Below are 20728 nucleotides of genomic sequence, written 5' to 3'. Positions count from 1 at the left end.
CATGGCCCCGATCCCAGGAAGTGGCCTGGCCAAGGGCCTGGCCGTCACCCTCCGCACGATGACGAAGAAGTCCGTCACCGCCCAGTACCCGGACACCCAGCCCGACCTCCCGCCCCGCACCCGCGGTGTGATCGGCCTGTTCGAGGAGAACTGCACGGTCTGCATGCTGTGCGCCCGCGAGTGCCCGGACTGGTGCATCTACATCGACTCCCACAAGGAGACGGTCCCGCCGGCGGCCCCGGGCGGCCGCGAACGCAGCCGCAACGTCCTCGACCGCTTCGCCATCGACTTCTCGCTGTGCATGTACTGCGGTATCTGCATCGAGGTCTGTCCTTTCGACGCCCTGTTCTGGTCCCCGGAGTTCGAGTACGCCGAGACCGACATCCGCGACCTCACCCACGAGCGCGACAAGCTCCGGGAGTGGATGTGGACCGTCCCGGCACCGCCGGCCCTCGACCCCGGCGCGGAGGAGCCGAAGGAGCTCGCCGCCGCCCGCAAGGCCGCCGAGAAGCTGGCCGCCCAGCAGACCCCGCCGGCCACCGAACCCCACGCCGACGCACAGGCCCGCGCCGCCGAACAGCCCACGCGCCCCCAGGGCGCCTCCAAGCAACAGGTCGACCAGCCGAAGCCGAACCAGCCGGAGCGCGACCAGCCGAGCCCGGACCAGCCCGGGTCGAAGCTGCCGGAGCCGGAGCCGAAGTCGGAGCAGCCGAAGCTCGACCAGCCCAAGCCAGGGCAGGAGGGCCAGGAATGAGCCTCGCCGCCACCGCCGGCCTCCTCGCCACAGGCCCGACCCCCACAGAAACTCACGGCTTCCTCTCCCCGACCGGCGTCGAGATCGCCTTCCTCCTCGTCGGCCTGGTCACCTTCGGCGCCGCGATCGTCACCGTCACCACCCGGCAACTGGTGCACGCCGCCCTCTGGCTCGTGGTCGCCCTCGGCGGCCTGGCCGTGGAGTACCTCCTGCTCACCGCCGAGTTCATCGCCTGGGTGCAGGTCCTCATCTACGTCGGTTCCGTCGTCGTCCTCCTCCTGTTCGGTCTGATGCTCACCAGGGCCCCCATCGGCCGCTCCCCGGATGCCGACTCCGGCAACCGCTGGGCGGCCCTCACCGTGGCCGTCGCCTCGGCCGCCGCCCTGGTGTGGGTCGTCGTCGACGCCTTCCGCACCACCTGGATCGACCTGGACGGCCCCGCCGCCGGCTCCACCGAGGCCACCGGCGCGAGCCTCTTCCAGAACTGGGTCCTCCCCTTCGAGGCCCTCTCCGTCCTCCTCCTCGCCGCCCTGGTCGGCGCGATCGTCCTCTCCCGCAAGGCCAAGGCCGGCGCCGCCGACCCGGCCGCCACCGCCACCCTCGCCGAAGACGCCCCGGCCGGCCGAAGCAACGGGAACCCGGCCGCGGCCCGCGACGACAAGGCCCGGGGCGAGAAGGAAGGGACCCGCTGATGCACCTCGCCTATCCCGCCGTGCTCTCCGCCCTCCTCTTCTGCACCGGCCTGTACGGCGTCCTCGCCCGCCGCAACGCGATCCTGGTCCTGATGTCGGTCGAGCTGATGCTCAACGCCGTCAACCTCAACCTGGTCGCCTTCGACGTCTGGCTCAGCAGGACCGCCGAGGAGACCCTGCACTCCGGCCAGGCCCTGGCCCTCTTCACCATCGCCATCGCCGCCGCCGAGATCGGCATCGGCTTGGCGATCGTCCTCGCCGTGTACCGCAACCGCGGCACCTCGGACATCGACAAGCTCCGCGACACCTCCGAACGGCACGACCCCGACGGCCCCGACGGCGACGCCCGCACGGCAGAGCCGTCCGGCGAGGCCCAGAAGGCTGAGGCCACCGCGTGACCACGACCACCCTCGCCGTCCTCGTCCCCCTCCTTCCGTTCCTCGGCGCCGTCGCCGGCCTGCTCCTGGGCCGCACGGCCCCCGGCTTCGTCCGCCCCCTCGCCGTCCTGCCGACGCTCACCGCCCTGGTGCTCGCCGCGCTGGTCGCCGTACGCCAGGGCGGTGACGCGGCCGTCGACGCGGCCACGGAACTCACCCCCACCGGCTCGGTCCCGCTCGAACTGGCCCTGCACATCGACGGCTTCGCCGCCCTCGTCGCCGTCCTGGTCGCCCTGGTCGCCTCCTGCGTGCAGATCTACTCGACGGGCTACCTGCGCGACGACCCGCGCTACGCCTCGTACGCCGCCCTGGTCTCCCTGTTCACCTCCGCGATGCTGCTGGTCGTCTACTCCGGCGATCTGATGGTGCTGCTGGTCGGCTGGGAGGTCATGGGCATCTGCTCCTACTTCCTCGTCGGCCACTACTGGGAGACCCCTCAGGCCCGTGCCGCCTCCCTGAAGGCCTTCCTGGTCACCAAACTCGGCGACGTCCCCTTCCTGATCGGCCTGTTCGCCCTGGCCACCGACGCCGGCTCCTTCCGCATCACCCGGATCCTCGGCACCGTCACGAGCGGCGGGCTCGACCACCCGACCCTGATCGCCCTGCTCCTCCTCGCGGGCGTGGCGGGCAAGTCGGCGCAGTTCCCGCTGCACACCTGGCTTCCCGACGCCATGGCGGGCCCCACCCCCGTCTCCGCGCTGATCCACGCCGCGACGATGGTCGCCGCCGGTGTCTACTTCATCGCCCGTCTCCTCCCGGTCTTCGAGGCCTCCCAGGCCGCGATGGTGGTCATGGCCGTCATGGCCGCCGTCACCATGGCCGGCTCGGCCCTCGCCGCGCTCGCCCAGGACGACATCAAACGCGTCCTCGCGTACTCGACGATCGGCCAGCTCGGCTACATGACCGGCGCCCTCGCCGTCGGCGACCGCGGTGCCGCCGTCTTCCACCTCCTGTCCCACGGCGCCTTCAAGGCGCTGCTGTTCCTCGCGGCCGGCGTGATCATCCACGCCGCCGGCACCAACTCCCTCGCCGCCATGTCCCGCATGCGGAACCTGCGCGACCGGATCCCGGACGCCTACTGGACGATGACCGTGGCGCTCCTCGCGCTCGCCGCGATCCCGCCGTTCAGCGGCTTCTTCTCCAAGGAGGCCGTCCTCGGCGTCGCCGAGCACGTCGTCACCGGTCACACCGAGCACGCCCCCGCCGCCGCGGGCTGGATCGTCCTCGTCGCCGGCCTTGTCACGGCCGTCCTCACCGCCGCCTACGCCATGCGCCTGTGGCTGCTCGCCTTCCGCGGCCGGGGCGCCGAAGCGCCCGACCACGGCAGGCAGCCGCAGACGATGACCGTGGTGCTGTGGGTGCTGGCCGTCCCCTCCCTGGCCCTCGGCGGATTCGCGTTCCGCGTGCTGCCCGGCTGGTTCGACGGCCGGGACCTGAGCCCGACCCTGACCACCTCCGCGCTCGGCACGGGCCTGGCCCTGGCCGGCGGCATCGTCACCTACGCCGCCTGGCGGCACACCACCGCTCTTGCGGCACGCGTCCCGCTGGGCGCGGTCGCGGCTCACCCCGAGGGCGACGCCGCCCGGGTCGAGGCGGAAGCCATCGCCACGCACGAAGCGGCCTACGGGGACATCGCCCGGGCACCCGACCCCGCGGACCCGGGACGGCTGCTGCTCGGCCCCCTGCACCGGCACGCGGCCGCCGGCTTCCACCTGGACGCCGCGTACACCGCCCTCTTCGTCCGCCCGGTCCAGGCCGGAGCGAGCCTCGTCCGGTTCCTCGACCGCGAGGTCGTCGAGACCTATGTGCGCGCTGCTGGTGCGCTGCCCCGCTGGCTGGGCACCGCCGTACGGCGTTCCCAGACCGGCAACGTCCAGACCTACGTGAGCGCGCTGCTCGCCGGCACCGTCGTCCTCGCGGTCGCCGTCGTCCTCGTCGCCACGGGAGCGTGAGCAGGCGTGATCGATATCAACGAGTCCGTGATGCAGTTCCTTCTGGCATTCGTCGTCGTCGGCCCGCTCCTGGGCGCCGCCGCGGCTCTCCTGCCGGCCCCGCCCGGGCTGAAGGGGAAGTCACCCGAGCAGGCCGTGCTGCGGCACGGCGTCACCGTCACCGGCGCCGTCCTCATCGCGGCGATCGTCCTCGCGCTCGGCTTCGACCACGACCAGCCGTCGAAGATGCAGGCCAGCACCGACATCAGCTGGATCCCCGCACTCGACGTACGCATCCACCTCGGCATCGACGGCATCTCCCTCCCCCTTCTGGTCCTGACCGCGCTGCTGACCTTCCTCTGCGCGCTCTACTCGTACTTCAAGATGCCCGAAGGCCCGGCCCCGAAGGCCTTCGTCGCCCTGCTGCTCGTCCTCGAGTCCGGCACACTGGCGACCTTCGCCGTCCTCGACCTGCTGCTGTTCTTCCTCGCCTTCGAGATGGTCCTCATCCCGATGTACTTCCTCATCGCCCGCTGGGGCGGCGAGGGCCGGAGCCAGGCCGCGTGGCGGTTCATCCTCTACACACTGCTCGGATCCGTGGTCATGCTGCTCGGCCTGCTCCTGATCGGGATCAAGGCGGGCACGTTCGACATGATGGCACTCGCCACTGACAACGGCCGGTCACTGACCGCATCCGTGCAGGTCATCGCGGTTCTGGCGATCGGGATCGGGCTCGCCGTGAAGACGCCGATGTGGCCGCTGCACAGCTGGCTGCCCGACGCCCACACCGCCGCGCCCACCGTCGGTTCCGTCCTGCTGGCCGGCGTCCTGCTGAAGATGGGTACGTACGGATTCGTCCGGATCCTGCTCCCCATCGCACCGGACGGCTTCCGCACCTTCGCCCCCTACCTCGCCGCCCTGGCCGTCGTCGGCATCATCTACGGATCCCTCGCCTGCCTCGCCCTCGCCAGGCAGGGCGCGAAGGGCGACCTCAAGCGCCTCATCGCCTACTCCTCCGTCGGCCACATGGGCTTCGTGCTGCTCGGCATCGCCACGATGACCCCGACCGGCGTGAACGGCGCCCTGTTCGCGAACATCGCCCACGGCCTCATCACCGGCCTGCTCTTCTTCCTGGTCGGCGCCCTGAAGGACCGCACCGGCACCACCGACCTCGACACCCTCGCCGAGGAGACCGGCGCCGCCCTGTACGGCAAGGCCCCGCGCCTCGGCGGCCTCCTCGCCTTCGCCGCCGTGGCCTCGCTCGGCCTGCCGGGCCTGGCCGGCTTCTGGGGCGAGATGCTGGCCCTGTTCGGCGCGTTCCGGCCCGCCGAGGGCCTCAGCCGCCCCGCCTTCCTCACCTTCATGGCGATCGGCGCGTTCGGGACGCTGCTGACGGCCGCGTACCTGCTGATCGTGGTCCGCCGCGTCTGCATGGGCGCCCTGCCCGAGAACGCCCCCCGGCTCACCGACGTCCGCAGTTACGAGTTCGCGGCCTGGACCCCGCTCGTCGTCCTCACCGTCGTCGCGGGCCTGTGGCCCAAGGCCCTCCTCGGCCTGAGCGACCCGGCCGTCCAGCAGCTCCTCGCAGGAGGCACCCGATGAGCTCCCCGGCCCAGCCTCTGGCCGCCTCGCTCGTCCAGTCCGTCGACTGGCTCGCCATCGCGCCGCCCACCATCGCGGCGGTCGTCGCACTCGCCGTCCTGGTCGCCGACCTGTTCGTCGCCGAGCACCGCAAGGCGCTCCTCGGCTGGACGTCGGTGGCGGGCCTGGCCGCCGCCACGCTGATGCTGCTGCCCCTCCTGGACGGCGACCGCAGCACCTTCTGCCTGACCCGCGACGCCGCCGTGTGCAGCTACACGGCCGACCGCTTCACCCTGGTCATCCAGTTCCTGGTCCTGGGCGGCGCCCTCCTCGCCGCCCTGCTGTCGGTCACGGCCCTCAAGGACGCCCGCAAGACGCTGCCCGAGGGGGAGTACTGGTTCCTGTTGCTGTCCTCCGCGGCCGGCGCCGCCCTCCTGCCCGCCTCCCGCGACCTGGCCACCCTGATCGTCGCCCTGGAGGTCGCGTCCCTGCCCGCCTTCGCGCTGGTCGGCCTGAAGTACGGTGACCGGAAGTCCTCCGAAGCGGCCCTGAAGTTCTTCCTGTCCTCGGTCACCGCCACCGCCGTCAGCCTCATGGGCATCAGCTTCCTGTACGCCTCGACGGGCACCCTCCACCTGACCCAGGTCGCCGACCGCATCCAGCACGTCGACGGCCAGCTCCACACGCTCGCGGACACCGGCGTCGTCCTCACCCTCGTCGGCTTCGCCTTCAAGACCGCCGCCGTGCCCTTCCACTTCTGGGTGCCCGACACCTACGTGGGCGCGCCCCTGCCGATCGCCGCCTACCTGTCGGTCATCGGCAAGGCGGTCGGCTTCAGCGGCCTGATCCTCGTCACGGTCGTGGCCCTCCCGTCCTACGCCGACGTCTGGGGCCCGGCGCTGGCCGCCCTGGCCGCGTTCACCATGACCGTCGGCAACGTCGGAGCCCTCCGCCAGCAGGCCACGCGCGCGTACAGCGCGGTACGCCTGCTCGCCTGGTCGTCCGTCGGCCAGGCCGGCTACCTCCTGGTGCCGATCGCGGCCGCCGCGTACTCCGGGGACCCCGAGAAGTCGATCGGCTCCACCGTCGCCTACGCCCTGATGTACGGCGCCGTGAACCTCGGAGCCTTCGCCGTGGCCGCGCTCGTCGGCCGCACGAAGTCCCTCAACCGCGTCGCCGACTACCGCGGCCTCTACGCGTCGAACCCCCTGTCCGCGCTGCTCCTGGCGTTCTTCCTGCTCTGCCTCGCCGGGCTGCCGCCGGGCGTCATCGGCCTCTTCGCCAAGGTCACCGTCTTCTCGGCGGCCGTCGACGCCGGCCTCGGCTGGCTGGCCGTGATCATGGCCGTCAACGTCGTCATCGCGCTGTTCTACTACCTGCAGTGGACGGCCCTGCTCTTCCGCGCCGCCGTCGAGGGCGAGGCCGGGAAGCACCGGGTGCCCGCCCCCCTCACCGCAGCCCTCGCCCTGACCGGCGTCCTCGGCATCGTCCTGTCCGGGGCGCCCCAGCTGGTCCTGCGGTTCACGGACACCGGGCTCTTCTGAGCCCGGGCCGGGAAGCCCCCCCGAGTCGAGCGCCACGCCTGGACGGCACACCGGCACGCTTTCGCCACGCGCGTGTGGGCACTCGGCCCCGCACGCGTGCGTGGCGCGTCCGAGGCCGTCACCCGTACGGTCCACAGCCGTGCCCCGCGCGCACAAGGGAACTAGTGCCTCCCACCTGGCGTTGACCAGTACGGGAGGGTCCACTGGACGTGGCACCACGGCACCAGTGACACCGCAGCGCACCAAGCAAGGGTCCCCCTGCCGCACCACTTGGAGGGCGTACCGTGCACCGCCGGCACAACGGGCTCAGGACAGCAGTCCTCCTCGGAGGACTGTCCGCACTCATCATCGTCATCGGCAGCTTCTTCGGCCGCATGGGGCTCGTGATCGCCGTGCTGGTAGCGCTGGCCACCAACGCGTACGCGTACTGGAACAGCGACAAGCTGGCCCTCCGCGCGATGCGCGCCCGCCCGGTGAGCGAGTTCGAGGCCCCGGGCCTCTACCGCATGGTCCGCGAACTGTCCACGCAGGCCCGCCAGCCCATGCCGCGCCTGTACATCTCCCCGACGGAGGCGCCCAACGCCTTCGCCACGGGCCGCAACCCACGCAACGCCGCCGTCTGCTGCACCGACGGCATCCTGCGGCTCCTGGACGAGCGCGAGCTGCGCGGCGTCATCGGCCACGAGCTCAGCCACGTCTACAACCGCGACATCCTCATCTCGTCGGTCGCCGGCGCCCTCGCCTCCGTGATCATGTTCCTGGTCAACTTCGCCTGGCTGATCCCGATCGGTCGCTCCGACGACGATGACGGCCCCGGCCTGCTCGGCATGCTGCTGATCATGATCCTTGGCCCGCTCGCGGCCTCCGTCATCCAACTGGCCATCAGCCGCTCCCGCGAGTACCAGGCGGACGCCTCGGGCGCCCAGCTCACCGGCGACCCACTCGCCCTGGCCAGCGCCCTGCGCAAGCTCGATCACGGCACGAAGCAGCTCCCGCTGCCGCCCGAGCCGCGCATCGAGACCGCCAGCCACATGATGATCGCCAACCCGTTCCGCCCCGGCCAGGGCCTGTCGAAGATGTTCTCCACACACCCGCCGATGGCGGAACGCATCGCCCGGCTCGAGAAGATGGCAGGTGGGAATCAGTGAAGACCATCCTGAACGTCATATGGCTCGTCTTCAGCGGCTTCTGGCTGTTCCTCGCCTACATGCTGGCGGGCCTGCTCCTCTGCATCACCGTCATCGGCATCCCGTTCGGCGTCGCGGCCTTCCGCATCGGCGTCTACGCGCTGTGGCCCTTCGGGTACACCACGGTCGAACGCCGTGACGCCGGCGCGCCGTCCTGCGTCGGCAACGTCCTGTGGCTGGTCCTCGCGGGCTGGTGGCTCACCCTCGGCCACATCGCCACCGGCATCGCCCTGTGCGTCACGATCATCGGCATCCCGCTGGGCATCGCCAACTTCAAGCTCATCCCGGTCTCGCTGCTCCCGCTGGGCCGCGACATCGTGCGGACGAACGAGCCGTTCGCGGTGCGCTGACCGCGAGTCCCGAGCCCGGTCTCCCAAGCGGGGACGCTCCCTCATTCCCCCGGTTTCTCCACAGACCACGGTTATCCACAGGCCCGCCCGGCTGCCGTCGGCGGCCTGCATCATGAAGCCATGACCGCGACCGGGCAATCGCAGCCCCGACCGACAGCCAGCCCCCCAACAGCCGCCCGAGAGCCTCCGCTTCCCTACGTGAGCCCGCCGTCGCGATACGAGCATCCTGACCGGCACCAGCCGGGGCAACGGCAAGCGAGAAGCCGATAACAGGGGGAGGCCCTCCCCGCCAGGAGAAGCACCCGCACGCCCCTACGCCCGACCGGCCCCCGTCCGGGCCCGCACCCACCGCCGCACCCCGTAGGCGACAACCCCCACCAGCAGCACCCCCGCGCCCACCACCACGGAAACCCCCGGCAGCGAGAACGCCAGCCCCACGCACCCGACCAGCCCCACCACCGGCACCACCCGCGCCGCCGGTGCCCGATCCAGCGTCCAGGCCGAAGCGTTGGCCACCGCGTAGTACGCCAGCACACCGAAGGAGGAGAACCCGATCGCGCCCCGGACGTCCACCGTGGCGGCCAGGACCGCGACCACCGCACCCACGGCCAGCTCCGCCCGGTGCGGCACCTGGAAGCGGGGATGCACCGCCGCCAGTGATCCCGGCAGATGCCGGTCCCGGGCCATGGCCAGCGTCGTGCGCGACACCCCCAGGATCAGCGCGAGCAGCGAGCCCAGCGCGGCCACGGCCGCACCCACCCGCACCACCGGCACGAGCCAGGGCATCCCGGCCGCCCGCACCGCGTCGGCCAGCGGTGCCGTCGCCTCCCCCAGACCACCCGACCCCAGCACCGAAAGGACAGCCACCGCCACGCACACGTACACCACCAGCGTGATGCCCAGTGCCAGCGGGATCGCGCGCGGAATGGTGCGCGCCGGGTCCCGCACCTCCTCGCCGAGCGTGGCGATCCGGGCGTACCCGGCGAACGCGAAGAACAGCAGACCCGCCGCCTGCAGCACACCGCCCGCCCCGTCCGACGTCCCGATGGCCAGCCGGCCCGCGTCGGCCCCGTCGGACACCAGACACCCGACCACCACGAGAGCGAGGACCGCCAGGACCACCGCCACGATCACCCGCGTCAGCCAGGCGGACTTCTGGACGCCGCCGTAGTTCACCGCGGTCAGCGCCACCACGGCCGCGACCGCCACCGCGTGCGCCTGACCCGGCCAGACGTAGGTGCCCACGGTGAGCGCCATCGCCGCACAGGAGGCCGTCTTCCCCACTACGAACGACCAGCCCGCGAGATACCCCCAGAAGTCCCCGAGCCGCTCACGCCCGTACACGTACGTGCCGCCCGAGGCGGGATAACGGGCGGCGAGGCGGGCCGAGGACATGGCGTTGCAGTACGCCACCACGGCGGCGACGGCGAGCCCGATGAGCAGGCCGGAACCGGCCGCGTGCGCCGCCGGCGCGAGCGCGGCGAAGATGCCGGCCCCCACCATCGAGCCGAGTCCGATGACCACGGCGTCTCCGACACCGAGCGTGCGGCGCAGCGCGGGATCCGGGGAACCGGAGAAACCCGGGGCACCGGGGGAACCGGAGGCAGTCATGCGTCGCACCCTACTGATCAGCGCAACCGGCGCATGCAGCCAGGACGTCCTCCCGACCAAGGGGGGCGTGAACGGGTGCGGCAAGGACGACGCACCCGTTCAGGCCCGACGTACGACGCACGAGCCCGGCCTGCGGGGAGCGAGATCACAGGGCCGGGACAGTGCGGGCACAGCCTGAAAGGGCAGGTTCACGGCATGACCGTCATCAGCTGGCTCATCCTGGGGCTGCTGGCCGGGGCGATCGCGAAGTTCCTGCTGCCGGGACGCGACCCGGGCGGCCTCATCGGCACCACCCTGATCGGCATAGCGGGCGCGTTCATCGGCGGCTGGATATCGGCCCGCTGGATGGACCACCCGATCAGCAAGGACTTCTACGACGGCGCCACCTGGGCGGCGGCGATCGGCGGATCGCTCGTCCTCCTGGTCGCCTACCGCCTGCTGTTCGGCAACTCGCGCGACTGACCGCACCCAAGAGGCGCCACCCACGCGCGACCGACGCGCCCGCACACCGCGAACAGCAGCGAGAAGGGCGGGCACCGAACAGGCACCCGCCCCCTCTCACCACCCCTGCGGGCCTGTGCAGACCATGGAACCCAGGGGACCCGGCGGTCCTACCGGTAGTTCACGAACTGCATCGCGAAGTCGAAGTCCTTGCCCTTAAGCAGGGTGATGACGGCCTGCAGATCGTCACGGCTCTTGGAGCTGACCCGCAGCTCCTCGCCCTGCACCTGTGCCTTCACGCCCTTGGGGCCCTCGTCGCGGATGGTCTTGGCCACCTTCTTCGCGTTCTCCTGGGAGATGCCCTCCTTGATCGACGCGAAGATCTTGTACTCCTTGCCGGAGAGCTGGGGCTCGGCCGCGTCCAGGGCCTTCAGCGAGATGCCGCGCTTGATCAGCTTGAACTGGAAGACGTCGAGGATGGCCTTGACCCGGTCCTCGGAGTTCGCCTCCATGAGGATCTTCTCGCCGGACCACGCGATCGAGGCGCCCACGCCCTTGAAGTCGTAGCGCTGCGAGATCTCCTTGGCGGCCTGGTTCAGTGCGTTGTCGACCTCCTGCCGCTCGACCTTCGAGACGATGTCGAAACTGGAGTCGGCCATGTCCTGTGGCTCCTTGTATCGGGGTGCGTATCTGCGTACCGGCGTGCGGGGCGGCCGCGGGGCCCGTTCAGGCCCTGGCCGCATCCGGACAAGCCTAGCCACCCCCCGCCCTCCGGGCGCTGATCAATCGGGTGGCGAAGCACCCCTCCACATCAGGTATCGTTTACGTCGTTGCCACGGAGCACCGCCGAAAAAAGCGGTTCGACGGGCAGCAACCCCGGCGGTGTGCCCGAGCGGCCAAAGGGAGCAGACTGTAAATCTGCCGGCTCAGCCTTCCCAGGTTCGAATCCTGGCGCCGCCACACTGGGGAAGACCCCCTCTCAACTGCGGAGACGCAGCTGAGAGGGGGTCTTTCGTTGTACCCTCCGGGGAGGCCGGGTGATGTGTCTCACCCCACTCGCCCAGCACCCCCACTCGCCCAGCACCCCCCCACCCGCGAAGTGCGCCCTCACCCACACCGGCCCCACCACACCGGCCCCTCCCCGCGCCCGAGTCCCACGCCTCCGGCAGCGGCACCATGTGGTCGACGTCCATGGCCGCGGCAGAGGTGACCTGCTGGGCGTCGTAGTAGGGCGACCAGGTGCCGCCCCTCAGCTTGCAGCCGGGTCCGGTGGCCGGTGGTTCGCCCGCCTCGGCGATCAGCACCTCGGCGCGGGTGTCGCAGTCGTCGTCGGGGTTCGCGCCGGCGTTTCAGTGAGTGAACTTGGCGCCCTGTGACCGACGCGGGACTCGGCGGCCCGGGGCAGCGCGGCGACGGCTTGGTCCAGCGGCAGGGACTTCGCGGCGGCGTGGGCGGGGCAGGACAGGGCGAAGATGCAGGCGGTGCCCATCAGGGCGGCAGCACGGGCGCGTGCCGGAGAAGCGATCACGCCGAGCAGGATGGGCGACCCGTCGTCCACCAGGGCGGTCGGGCGCGCACGGAGATCACTCGGCAGCCGTATGCAGAAACGATGCCGCACCCGAACCGGTGTCAGCCTGGTGTTGACGGCGGCCGCGACGCGGCGCGTCGTGGGTGGGCTGTGACCACGACTTCTGCGGTCCGTTCCCCAACTCACCGATGGCATGGCCCGATTGTCGGCTTGATGCACGGTAGTAGGGCTGGTCCGGCCAAGTGATCTTTCGGCGGACGGTGCGGTGCGGCTTCGCGCGGCGAGCGGCCACAGATTGACTGAGACGGGTCACGCGGCAGCCCTTGCCGGCGCGGTTCCCCTTCGCAGTTCTGAGGAGCAGTACATGGCGCAGATCACCGGCCCAGCCCCGGTCAGCTCGTTCCCTCGTCTTGGCTGGGTCGACGACCTGCTGAACCCCGCCCTGCGGTCGGCCGTGGCCGCGCTGCCGGCCGCCGAGAGCCGGGTGGCGCGGTACCACCGCGGCTGGTGCGAGGCCGACGGCACACCGGTGGAGACCGCCGCCCGCACCGGCAAGACGGTCCGCCCGGCCCTGTCCCTGCTGTCCGCCGCGGCGGTCGGCGGCAGCCCGGAACTCGCCGTACCGGGCGCGGTGGCCGTGGAGTTGGTGCACGACTTCACGCTGCTGCACGACGATGTCATCGACGGCGACGCGCTGCGCCGCCACCGGCCGGCCGCCTGGTCGGTGTTCGGCACCCCGGCGGCGGTGCTGACCGGCGACGCGCTGCTCGTGTCGGCGCTGCGGGCGCTGGCCGACGTCCCCCCGCAGCGGGCGGCGGAGGCGGTGCAGGAACTGGTCACGACGCTGCTGGAACTGGTCGAGGGGCAGAGCCGCGATGTGGCGTTCGAGAAGGCGCCGGAGGTGTCGGTGGCCCAGTACCTCGCCATGGCGGAGGGCAAGACGGGCTCGCTGATCGGGTGTTCGTGCGCTCTGGGCGGCGTCCTGGCCGGAGCCGACGCCGAACGGGTGCGGGGACTGCGGGAGTTCGGGCGCCGGCTGGGCGTGGCCTTCCAGTGCGCCGACGACGTCCTGGGCATCTGGGGCCGCACGTCGAGCAGCGGCAAGCCGGTCGGCGCCGACCTCGCGGCACGGAAGAAGTCCCTGCCCGTCGTCGCGGCCCTGAGCGGTGAGGGCACGGCGGCCGAGCGGCTGCGCGCGCTGTACGCCGCCACGCACCCCCTCGACGAACGGGACGTCGCCCTGGCGCGTGCCCTCGTGGAGGAGGCCGGTGGCCGTGAGGCCGCCGAACAGGAGGCCCGCCGCCAGGTGTCGGCCGCGCTGCGGGCGCTGTCCTGGGCCCGGCCGACCCCCGACACCTACCGGCAACTCCAGGACATCGCCTGGGCGATGACCCACCGCGAGGCCTGACCGCCGCGGGCCACGGCGGGCCGTCCGAACGGGCGGGGACAAAAGCCGTGACTTCGGTCCAAGTGGGGCGTTGTCTGTGCGGCGGCCCATCGCCGCCGCGCCCCCACCTCCAGGCCGACCGCCTTGCCCCCCCACTTGGCCGACCGCCCTGACCCACCGCCGCAGCCAAGCCGGGCGGCGCCGCCCGGCGCCCCGGCCGCTGCGAGCGGAGCCGAACGTGACGAAACACAGTGGAGTCGTGCAGCAGACCGAGACCAGCCAAGCGCTGCCGGGGAACCTCCCCGCCGTGGCCGCCTACGGATTGACGGTGGTCCGCGGCCGCCACACGGTCCTGCAGGACGTCAGCTTCAGCGTTCCCCGCGGCTGCATCGTCGGCCTGCTCGGGCCGAGCGGCTGCGGCAAGACGACGCTGCTGCGGTCCGTGGTCGGCGTGCAGCAGGCCACGGCGGGCCACGTCCAGGTCCTCGGCTACGCGGCCGGCGCCGCCCCGTTGCGCACCCGCGTCGGCTACGTCACCCAGGCCCCGTCGGTCTACGCGGACCTGACCGTGCTGGAGAATTTGCGCTACTTCGCCGCCGCCCTCGGCATGCGGGGCTGGCGCCGGGAGGACGCCGTGGTCCGGGTGGTCAAGGAGGTCGACCTGGCCTCCTACGCGGACAAGCTGGTCGCCCGGCTGTCGGGCGGCCAGTACTCGCGGGTCTCTCTGGCCGTGGCGCTGCTGAACAAGCCTGACCTGCTCGTGATGGACGAACCGACCGTCGGGCTCGACCCCATGGTGCGCCGGGAGTTGTGGCTGGTGTTCCAGCGGCTGGCCGAGGAGGGCACCACCCTGCTGGTCTCCAGTCACGTCATGGACGAGGCCGACCGCTGTGACCGGCTGCTGCTGATGCGCGCCGGGCGGCTGCTGGCCGGAGCCGACCGGGAGACGCTCCTGGAGCACACCGGCTGCGACGGCGTGGAAGAGGCGTTCATGCACCTCGTGCAGGCCGCGACCGAGGCCGAGGAGCGCGCCCGGCGGCGGGCGGCGGCGCAGAGCCTGCTGCCCACGCTGCCCGACCTGCTCGACCAGGGCGGCGCACCCGGGGCGGAACGGGCCCACTTCGCCGCGGACACCGTGCGGTGAGCGGCCTCGGGCTGGCCGAGAGGCTGCCGTTCTCGCCCACCATCACCGGCGCGACCGCGGCCCGGGTGCTCCAGCAGATTTCCCGGGACAAGGGCAGCACCGCGCTGCTGCTGGGCATCCCGTGCATGCTCATGGTGCTGCTGAAGCTGATGTTCCACGACTCGGAGGCCAGCTTCGAGCGGGTCGGGCCGCAGGTCTTCGGGATCTTCCCGGTCATCGTGATGTACCTGGTGGCGTCCGTGTCGACGCTGCGGGAGCGCACCACCGGAACCGCCGAGCGACTGCTGACGATGCCCGTGCGACGGCTGGACATCGTGCTCGGCTACAGCCTGGCCTTCGCCTTCCTGGCCCTGCTCCAGGCGGTCTTGTCCACGCTGCTGTCCATCGGCCCGCTCGGCCTGGACATCAAGGGCCCCGCGTATCTGCTGATGGTCATCGCCATGCTCGGTGCCTTGCTCGGACTGGCCCTGGGGCTGCTGGTCAGCGCCTTCGCCCGCAACGAGTTCCAGGCGGTGCAGTTCCTGCCCGCCGGGGTGCTGCCGCAGTTCCTGGTGTGCGGCCTGTTCGTGCGGCGCGACGAGATGCACGGCGCCCTGTCGGCCGTGGCCAAGGCCATGCCGATGACGTACGCCGTCCAGGCCGCGGGCGAGGCCGCCGCGCACACCGGGGTCACCGGGCTGTTCGTCCGCGACGCGCTGCTCATCCTGGGATGCGTGGTCCTGGTCCTGGTCGCCAGCGCGACCACCCTGAAGCGCTGACCGGCCGGCCCGCCCCCCGGGAACGACCGAGGGCCGCCCCGCGGGGCGGCCCTCGGCACGGTCAGGTCCCGCTAGTCACGAACGCCCCAGGAGAAGCCGCCCGAGACGGAGCCGTAGCGGGGGAACTCGAACGGCCCGAAGTGCAGCGGCCGGTCGTGGCCGCCGCCCCCGAAACCGTCGGGGCCGGGGTTGCCGATGGCGGCTGCCGCCGGCTGCGCCGAAGCGGCGGCGGCCATCACCGTCCCGCCCGCGGTGAGAGCCAGTGCGGCGAGCGACACGACAGCGATGCGGCGAACCCGCAGCGACATGAGAAACCTCCACGAGAAAAAGAAGAGAAAGAGTGGGGAAGGGAAGAGTGAACGAGCGCGTCCCAGCCTAGTCGCGAAAGTCACCTGTGCCGGCGCGGGAAATGCCGTATTCCCCCGAAGGAACGGCTGGACCCGACAGCGGAATTGATTATCGGTACGGTGTGCACCGCACTTGGAACTCGACACTCCGCGGACGCCGCAGGACGCAGAGAAAAGAAAAGAGAGAAAAGATGACCGGGATGCGCAGGGCCGCGCTCGCCCTGGGAGGAACGCTCCTCGCGTGGACCCAACCGCCCGTGCCGCCGCCACCGCCGCACTACGAGGCACCCCCGTGGCCCCTGCCCGCGCCCGGGCCCGGCCCCGACAGGGCACCGCGGGACGGCGCGGCGTACGCCCTTCCGCAGCGGTCCCGCGACAGCGCGGCTGCCGAGGTCGTCGCCGCCGTCAACCGGCACCGCGTCCAGGCCGGCTGCCGTCCCGTGCGGCTGCGGGCCTCGCTCAACCGCGCCGCCCAGTGGCACAGCGCCGACATGGCCCGCAGGCAGCGCCTGACGCACACCGGAGGCGACGGCAGCAGCCCGGCCGACCGGATGCGGGCCGCCGGCTACGACCCCGGCCACACCGCCGAGAACATCACGGCGGGCGCGCGCACGCCCGAGGCCGCCGTCCGCACCTGGATCGACAGCCCCGGGCACCGGGCCATCATCCTGACCTGCCGGTACACCCACGCGGGGGTCGGTGTCGCGCCCGGCGGCGGCGGACCCTGGTGGACGCTGGACCTGGCCACGGGCCACTGAGCGGGCCTCAGGCCAGGTCGTCGTCCCACCACCAGGCCACGTCCGGGGCACCCTCCAGCGGGCCCGGCCGGGTGTCGGACGGCTCCTCCGCCCAGGTCAGCGCGGTGTCCTCCATGGCGTCGGGCCACCGTCCGAGACTGAGGTAGCGGGGCACGCGCAGCCCCCACTCGTTGTTGCCGCGGATGCCGTGGCGCAGCCCCTGCAGATAGGCGGCGAGCTCCGGGCCCGCCGTGGGGCGGACGCGGTCGTGCAGCCGCAGGAACCGCAGCAGCACGCGGTCCCGCAGTCCGTTCGCCGCCTCCACCGCCTGCTGCAGCGTCAGGTCCCGCTCGTGCATCAGGACGGTGTAGATGTTCTGGTCGGCCTGGCCCCGGGCCTGCTCCTTGGGCAGGGAGTGCCGGTCGTTGTCGAGCCCGGCCACCAGGATGGCCATCTCCTTCAGCGCCCGTACCGCCGGTCGGTACAGGTCCCGGTCGGGTACCTCGGCGCCGTTCGCGATCTCCAGCATCGCGAAGGTCGGCTCCCCGCCCGACGACAGCAGCCGCATCGTCAGGAAGTCGTTCAGGCCGGGCATCCGGCCCAGCGCCTGGTTGCCGACCTGCCAGGCCACGCCCGACAGCCAGGCCCGGTGCGCGTGCGCGAACCTGCCCACCTGCGCGGGCGTCCCGAGCGACCGGAACAGCCGCACGATGTCCCGCAGTGCGCCGATGTACCGGTCCGCGCCGGCCGCCGTGTCGTTCTCGCAGGCCCGCTGCACCTGACAGGCCAGCGCGTTGAACTGCGCCGGGCGCGTGCTCAGCGGCCCCCGGTCGCAGCGCGCGTCGTCGAAGCCGAAGCCCCAGTAGACCCACAGAGCCGTCGCGAGCAGCCGGTCGTCGTCGGCGCCCGGGACGAACCGGGCGTAGAAGTCGGTGCTGTGCGTCGCGACGACCCAGGCCAGCTCCTTTTGCGAAGCGCACATGCCGCTGCGCCCGATCCACTCCTCGGCGCGTTTCTCGATCCGCCGGGCACGCGGGTGGACGGCGGATTCCAGCGGACAGAAAAGAGGCGGCAGTTCCACCTCGGAAACTCGAGATCCCATGGGGAAGATCATCTGGGACGGTGGGGGTACGGGCCGGCGGGAACACCCGGTCACCGGAAAAGACAGACAGGCGGCCCAGCCGATAAGCGGAAAGAAAAGGGAGGAAAAGCAGAAAGGCAAGGAGATCGGATGCTCCCTGCCACTCTCAAGATATAGCGCACGGTGGGCCTTGCGGCAAGGCCCCCGTTGTGGCGCAGAATCCTCCGCCGGAGCCCGGAACGGGCGAAAAAACAGGGGGGCTGTCGTGTTCGATGTGATCATTGTCGGTGGTGGGCCGACCGGCATGATGCTGGCCGGCGAGCTGCGGCTGCACGGGCTGAACGTGGTCGTACTGGAGAGGCTCGCGGAGCCGACCGGGCAGACACGCGCGCTCGGCCTGCACGTGCGCAGCGTCGAGGTGCTGGACCAGCGAGGTCTGCTGGAGCGGTTCCTGCGGCTCGGCACGAGGCACGAGACCGGCGGGTTCTTCGCCGGCATCACCAGGTCCTGGCCCGACGGGCTGGACACGGCGCACGCGTACGTCCTCGGCATCCCGCAGACCGTCACGGAGCGCCTGCTGGCCGAGCACGCCGCCGAGGCCGGTGCCGAGATCCGGCGCGGCCACGAGCTGGCCGGACTGAGCCAGGACGACGACGGTGTGACGGCCGAGCTGTCCGACGGCACACGGCTGCGCTCGCGCTACCTCGTCGGCTGCGACGGCGGCCGCAGCACGGTGCGCAAGCTGCTCGGCGTCGGCTTCCCCGGCGAGCCCAGCAGGGTCGAGACGCTTCTGGGCGAGATGGAGCTGACCGCCTCACCGCAGGAGTTGGCGGCCGTGACGGAGAAGGTCCGCAGGACGCACTTCCGGTTCGGCGCCATGCCCACCGGGAACGGGCTGTACCGCGTCATCGTGCCGGCCGAGGGAGTGGCCGAGGACCGCACGGTCCCGCCGTCCATCGAGGAGTTCAGGCGGCAGCTGCGGACGTTCGCGGGCACCGACTTCGGGGTCCACTCACCGCGCTGGCTCTCCCGCTTCGGCGACGCCACCCGGCTGGCCGAGCGCTACCGCACCGGCCGGGTCCTGCTGGCCGGCGACGCCGCGCACATCCACCCGCCGACCGGTGGGCAGGGGCTCAACCTCGGTCTCCAGGACGCCTTCAACCTGGGCTGGAAACTGGCCGCGCAGGTGCGCGGCCGGGCGCCGGACGGCCTGCTGGACAGCTACCACGCCGAACGCCACCCGGTGGCCGCCGCCGTGCTGGACAACACCCGCGCGCAGATGCACCTGCTGGAGCCAGAGCCGGGGCCGCGGGCCGTGCGGCGGCTGCTGACGGAGCTGATGGGGTTCGAGGAGGTGAACCGGTACCTCATCGAGAAGATCACCGCCATCTCCGTCCGCTACGACTTCGGCGAGGGCCACGAACTGCTCGGCCGGCGGCTGCGGGACGTGCGCCTGGAGCGCGGGCGCCTCTACGAGCTGATGCGCGGGGGCCGCGGACTGCTGCTGGACCGGACCGGCGGGCGGCTGTCGGTGACGGGCTGGGAGGACCGGGTCGACCATGTCGTCGACGCCGGCGGGGAACCGGACGTCCCCGCGGTCCTGCTCCGCCCGGACGGCCATGTGGCATGGGTGGGCGAGGACCAGGCGGATCTGCTCGCCCGGCTGGCACGGTGGTTCGGGACGGCGGCGGACCGGTCGGCGGTGGGGTGACGGGCGGGCCCGGGCGAGCGTTCTCGCGGAACTGGTCCAGGTGGCGCTTGACCGCCTCGCCGGTCGGCGCCACGGCGAGCCAGTCGCCGGGGTAGGTTCGTCGGCGCGCTTCCGGGCCGTCTCCTGAGCCCGCTCCGCCGTCCGCTTCGCGGGGCGGCGGGCGGCCTCCCCGCGTACGCCACAGGCCGCCCGACGCCCACCGGGCCCGAGGACGCCGTCGCCGCCTCCCCGCGCCCGCGACAGACCGACCTACTCGCTCACCTGGGCCAGTTCGATGTCGTGGTCGTCACATCGGCGCCCGAGAGCGTCACGGAGACGACCCGCGGCGGGTACTTCCGGGACGACCGGGATCACGAGGGTCTGCGTCAGCGAGACCACGATCCCGCCGAAGGCAGCACCGCGACGACGGCACCGGCCCGCGGCGGCGCGGATCTCCTGGCCCCGCCGGGTCGGGCGAGGGCGTGGGACATGGCCGGGCCTCCGTAGGGGCTGAGAAGGGCAGCGCGACCCGACCAGAGCCACTTGATCGACTAAGCAACTGGATGGAGTGGTGGCGGCGCCCGTCACCGGGCAGGGCGTACCGGCGCCGCCCGCGCGGCACACTGGCCCCATGTCCTCCCGCCGCAGAACGTGCCCCGAGTGCCGCCGCGAGATCGCCGTCGTCGCCGGGCGGTACGCGCGCCACGACCCGCCCGGCGCCCGCGAGCACGGCGAACTCACCTCGTGCCCGGGCTCCCGCCGCCACGCCCGCCCCGGTCCCGAGCAGCCGTCCCTGGACGGCTACACGGTTCCGGACTTCCCGGGCCAACTGCCGCTGTTCTAGGCGGACCGGCCGGGCCGGGTCCCTCAGTTGCCCGCGACCGACTTCACGGCGACCGACACCGGCGCAGACCCGCTGATCAGCTCCAGCGTGAGCCCGGCCGTCGCCGGGGTGTCCACCAGCTCCGCGAGGACGGCGGCCACGTCGTCGCGCGGGATCGGTCCGCGGCCCGTGTGCGCCTCCAGGCGGACCAGGCCGGTACCGGCGTCGTCGGTGAGCTGGCCGGGGCGCAGGACCGTCCAGTCCAGGGCGTCCAGACCGCGCACGTACGCGTCGGCCTCGCCCTTGGCGCGCAGGTACACGTCGAAGATCCCGTCGCCCCGGTGCTCAGGGTCGGCGCCCATCGACGACACGATCACGAAGCGCCGCACGCCCGCCCTGACCGCCGCGTCCGCGAAGAGGACCGCCGCGGCCTTGTCCACCGTGTCCTTGCGGGCCGCCCCGCTGCCCGGGCCCGCGCCCGCCGCGAAGACCGCCGCGTCGGCGCCCCGGAGCCGCTCCGCGACCTCGTCCACGGACGCCGACTCCAGGTCGAGCACGACCGGTTCGGCACCGGCCTGCCGCAGATCGTCGGCCTGTTCGGCCTTGCGGATGATCCCCGCCACCTCGTCCCCGCGTCCGGCGAGCAACCGCTCCAGCCGCAACGCGATCTGACCATGACCACCAGCGATGACAATGCGCATGCTT

Annotated in this window: 20 protein-coding genes and 1 tRNA gene; 16 read left to right on the top strand and 5 right to left on the bottom strand. The window is 72.2% G+C overall.

Translation table 11 applies throughout. From position 1 onward, the window contains the following. Position 1 precedes the first annotated feature (1 nt). The 8 genes from ABTZ58_RS16315 to ABTZ58_RS16280 all read left to right on the top strand — a co-directional run bounded on the left by ABTZ58_RS16315 (position 2) and on the right by ABTZ58_RS16280 (position 8476). Positions 2-754 (top strand): 4Fe-4S binding protein, encoded by a 753-nt coding sequence (locus ABTZ58_RS16315; protein ID WP_351356131.1) that lies wholly within the window; start codon positions 2-4, stop codon positions 752-754. Then, entirely contained in the window at positions 751-1446 is a 696-nt protein-coding gene (locus ABTZ58_RS16310; RefSeq protein WP_351356128.1) for an NADH-quinone oxidoreductase subunit J family protein, read from the top strand. Before ABTZ58_RS16315 ends, ABTZ58_RS16310 begins: the two co-directional genes overlap by 4 nt. Further along, a complete protein-coding gene (gene nuoK / locus ABTZ58_RS16305; RefSeq protein WP_351356125.1) occupies positions 1446-1844 on the top strand; it encodes an NADH-quinone oxidoreductase subunit NuoK in 399 nt (132 codons plus the stop codon). The genes ABTZ58_RS16310 and nuoK overlap by 1 nt, the downstream gene beginning before the upstream one ends. After that, complete coding sequence (locus ABTZ58_RS16300) at positions 1841-3835, top strand: NADH-quinone oxidoreductase subunit 5 family protein (protein ID WP_351356122.1); 1995 nt, start codon at positions 1841-1843, stop codon at positions 3833-3835. Before nuoK ends, ABTZ58_RS16300 begins: the two co-directional genes overlap by 4 nt. Positions 3836-3841: 6 nt before the next feature. After that, complete coding sequence (locus tag ABTZ58_RS16295; RefSeq protein WP_351356119.1) at positions 3842-5416, top strand: complex I subunit 4 family protein; 1575 nt, start codon at positions 3842-3844, stop codon at positions 5414-5416. After that, positions 5413-6939, top strand: coding sequence for an NADH-quinone oxidoreductase subunit N (locus ABTZ58_RS16290; RefSeq protein WP_351356116.1), 1527 nt, complete (start codon positions 5413-5415; stop codon positions 6937-6939). The genes ABTZ58_RS16295 and ABTZ58_RS16290 overlap by 4 nt, the downstream gene beginning before the upstream one ends. Before the next feature lie 284 nt (positions 6940-7223). Next, the gene (gene htpX, locus ABTZ58_RS16285; protein ID WP_309097661.1) at positions 7224-8087 is read left to right on the top strand and encodes a zinc metalloprotease HtpX; all 864 of its coding nucleotides are present in this window, start codon (positions 7224-7226) and stop codon (positions 8085-8087) included. Then, entirely contained in the window at positions 8084-8476 is a 393-nt protein-coding gene (locus tag ABTZ58_RS16280; protein WP_309097660.1) for a YccF domain-containing protein, read from the top strand. Before htpX ends, ABTZ58_RS16280 begins: the two co-directional genes overlap by 4 nt. Before the next feature lie 312 nt (positions 8477-8788). Here ABTZ58_RS16280 and ABTZ58_RS16275 read toward each other — a convergent pair whose 3' ends face one another. Continuing rightward, on the bottom strand, positions 8789-10087 hold the full coding sequence (locus tag ABTZ58_RS16275; protein WP_351356111.1) for an APC family permease: 1299 nt from the start codon (positions 10085-10087) through the stop codon (positions 8789-8791). A gap of 195 nt (positions 10088-10282) precedes the next feature. Here ABTZ58_RS16275 and ABTZ58_RS16270 point away from each other — a divergent pair, with 195 nt between their 5' ends. Beyond that, the gene (locus ABTZ58_RS16270) at positions 10283-10549 is read left to right on the top strand and encodes a GlsB/YeaQ/YmgE family stress response membrane protein (protein WP_351356108.1); all 267 of its coding nucleotides are present in this window, start codon (positions 10283-10285) and stop codon (positions 10547-10549) included. 149 nt (positions 10550-10698) lie between these two features. Here the strand turns inward: ABTZ58_RS16270 and ABTZ58_RS16265 are convergent, their stop codons facing one another. Continuing rightward, on the bottom strand, positions 10699-11187 hold the full coding sequence (locus ABTZ58_RS16265; protein ID WP_351356105.1) for a YajQ family cyclic di-GMP-binding protein: 489 nt from the start codon (positions 11185-11187) through the stop codon (positions 10699-10701). Between the two features lie 219 nt (positions 11188-11406). Here ABTZ58_RS16265 and ABTZ58_RS16260 point away from each other — a divergent pair. The 4 genes from ABTZ58_RS16260 (at position 11407) to ABTZ58_RS16245 (ending at position 15345) form a co-directional block, all read left to right on the top strand. Next, positions 11407-11488 (top strand) — tRNA-Tyr (locus ABTZ58_RS16260). 932 nt (positions 11489-12420) lie between these two features. Further along, the gene (locus ABTZ58_RS16255) at positions 12421-13464 is read left to right on the top strand and encodes a polyprenyl synthetase family protein (RefSeq protein ID WP_351356102.1); all 1044 of its coding nucleotides are present in this window, start codon (positions 12421-12423) and stop codon (positions 13462-13464) included. Positions 13465-13702: 238 nt separating this feature from the next. Continuing rightward, positions 13703-14587, top strand: a complete 885-nt coding sequence (locus tag ABTZ58_RS16250; RefSeq protein ID WP_351356099.1) for an ABC transporter ATP-binding protein — start codon at positions 13703-13705, stop codon at positions 14585-14587. Then, the gene (locus ABTZ58_RS16245) at positions 14584-15345 is read left to right on the top strand and encodes an ABC transporter permease (RefSeq protein WP_351356096.1); all 762 of its coding nucleotides are present in this window, start codon (positions 14584-14586) and stop codon (positions 15343-15345) included. Before ABTZ58_RS16250 ends, ABTZ58_RS16245 begins: the two co-directional genes overlap by 4 nt. 71 nt (positions 15346-15416) lie before the next feature. Here ABTZ58_RS16245 and ABTZ58_RS16240 read toward each other — a convergent pair whose 3' ends face one another. After that, entirely contained in the window at positions 15417-15653 is a 237-nt protein-coding gene (locus ABTZ58_RS16240; RefSeq protein ID WP_351356093.1) for a hypothetical protein, read from the bottom strand. 230 nt (positions 15654-15883) lie between these two features. Here ABTZ58_RS16240 and ABTZ58_RS16235 point away from each other — a divergent pair, with 230 nt between their 5' ends. Further along, on the top strand, positions 15884-16450 hold the full coding sequence (locus tag ABTZ58_RS16235) for a CAP domain-containing protein (protein ID WP_351356090.1): 567 nt from the start codon (positions 15884-15886) through the stop codon (positions 16448-16450). Positions 16451-16457: 7 nt separating this feature from the next. Here the strand turns inward: ABTZ58_RS16235 and ABTZ58_RS16230 are convergent, their stop codons facing one another. Beyond that, a complete protein-coding gene (locus ABTZ58_RS16230) occupies positions 16458-17531 on the bottom strand; it encodes a terpene synthase family protein (protein ID WP_351356087.1) in 1074 nt (357 codons plus the stop codon). A gap of 244 nt (positions 17532-17775) precedes the next feature. Here ABTZ58_RS16230 and rox point away from each other — a divergent pair, with 244 nt between their 5' ends. Next, positions 17776-19221, top strand: a complete 1446-nt coding sequence (rox, locus tag ABTZ58_RS16225) for a rifampin monooxygenase (RefSeq protein WP_351356084.1) — start codon at positions 17776-17778, stop codon at positions 19219-19221. Between the two features lie 610 nt (positions 19222-19831). Beyond that, positions 19832-20044 (top strand): hypothetical protein, encoded by a 213-nt coding sequence (locus tag ABTZ58_RS16220; RefSeq protein ID WP_309096481.1) that lies wholly within the window; start codon positions 19832-19834, stop codon positions 20042-20044. A 23-nt stretch (positions 20045-20067) separates the two neighbouring features. Here ABTZ58_RS16220 and ABTZ58_RS16215 read toward each other — a convergent pair whose 3' ends face one another. Further along, positions 20068-20724 carry an NAD(P)H-binding protein gene (locus tag ABTZ58_RS16215; RefSeq protein ID WP_351356080.1) on the bottom strand — a complete coding sequence of 219 codons (657 nt, stop codon included), beginning with the start codon at positions 20722-20724 and terminating at the stop codon, positions 20068-20070. Between the last annotated feature and the right edge of the window lie 4 nt (positions 20725-20728).

Origin of the sequence: Streptomyces sp. NPDC094143, assembly GCF_040303825.1 — a bacterium.
Lineage (GTDB): Bacteria > Actinomycetota > Actinomycetes > Streptomycetales > Streptomycetaceae > Streptomyces.
This window is presented reverse-complemented; position numbering and strand designations above follow the sequence as displayed.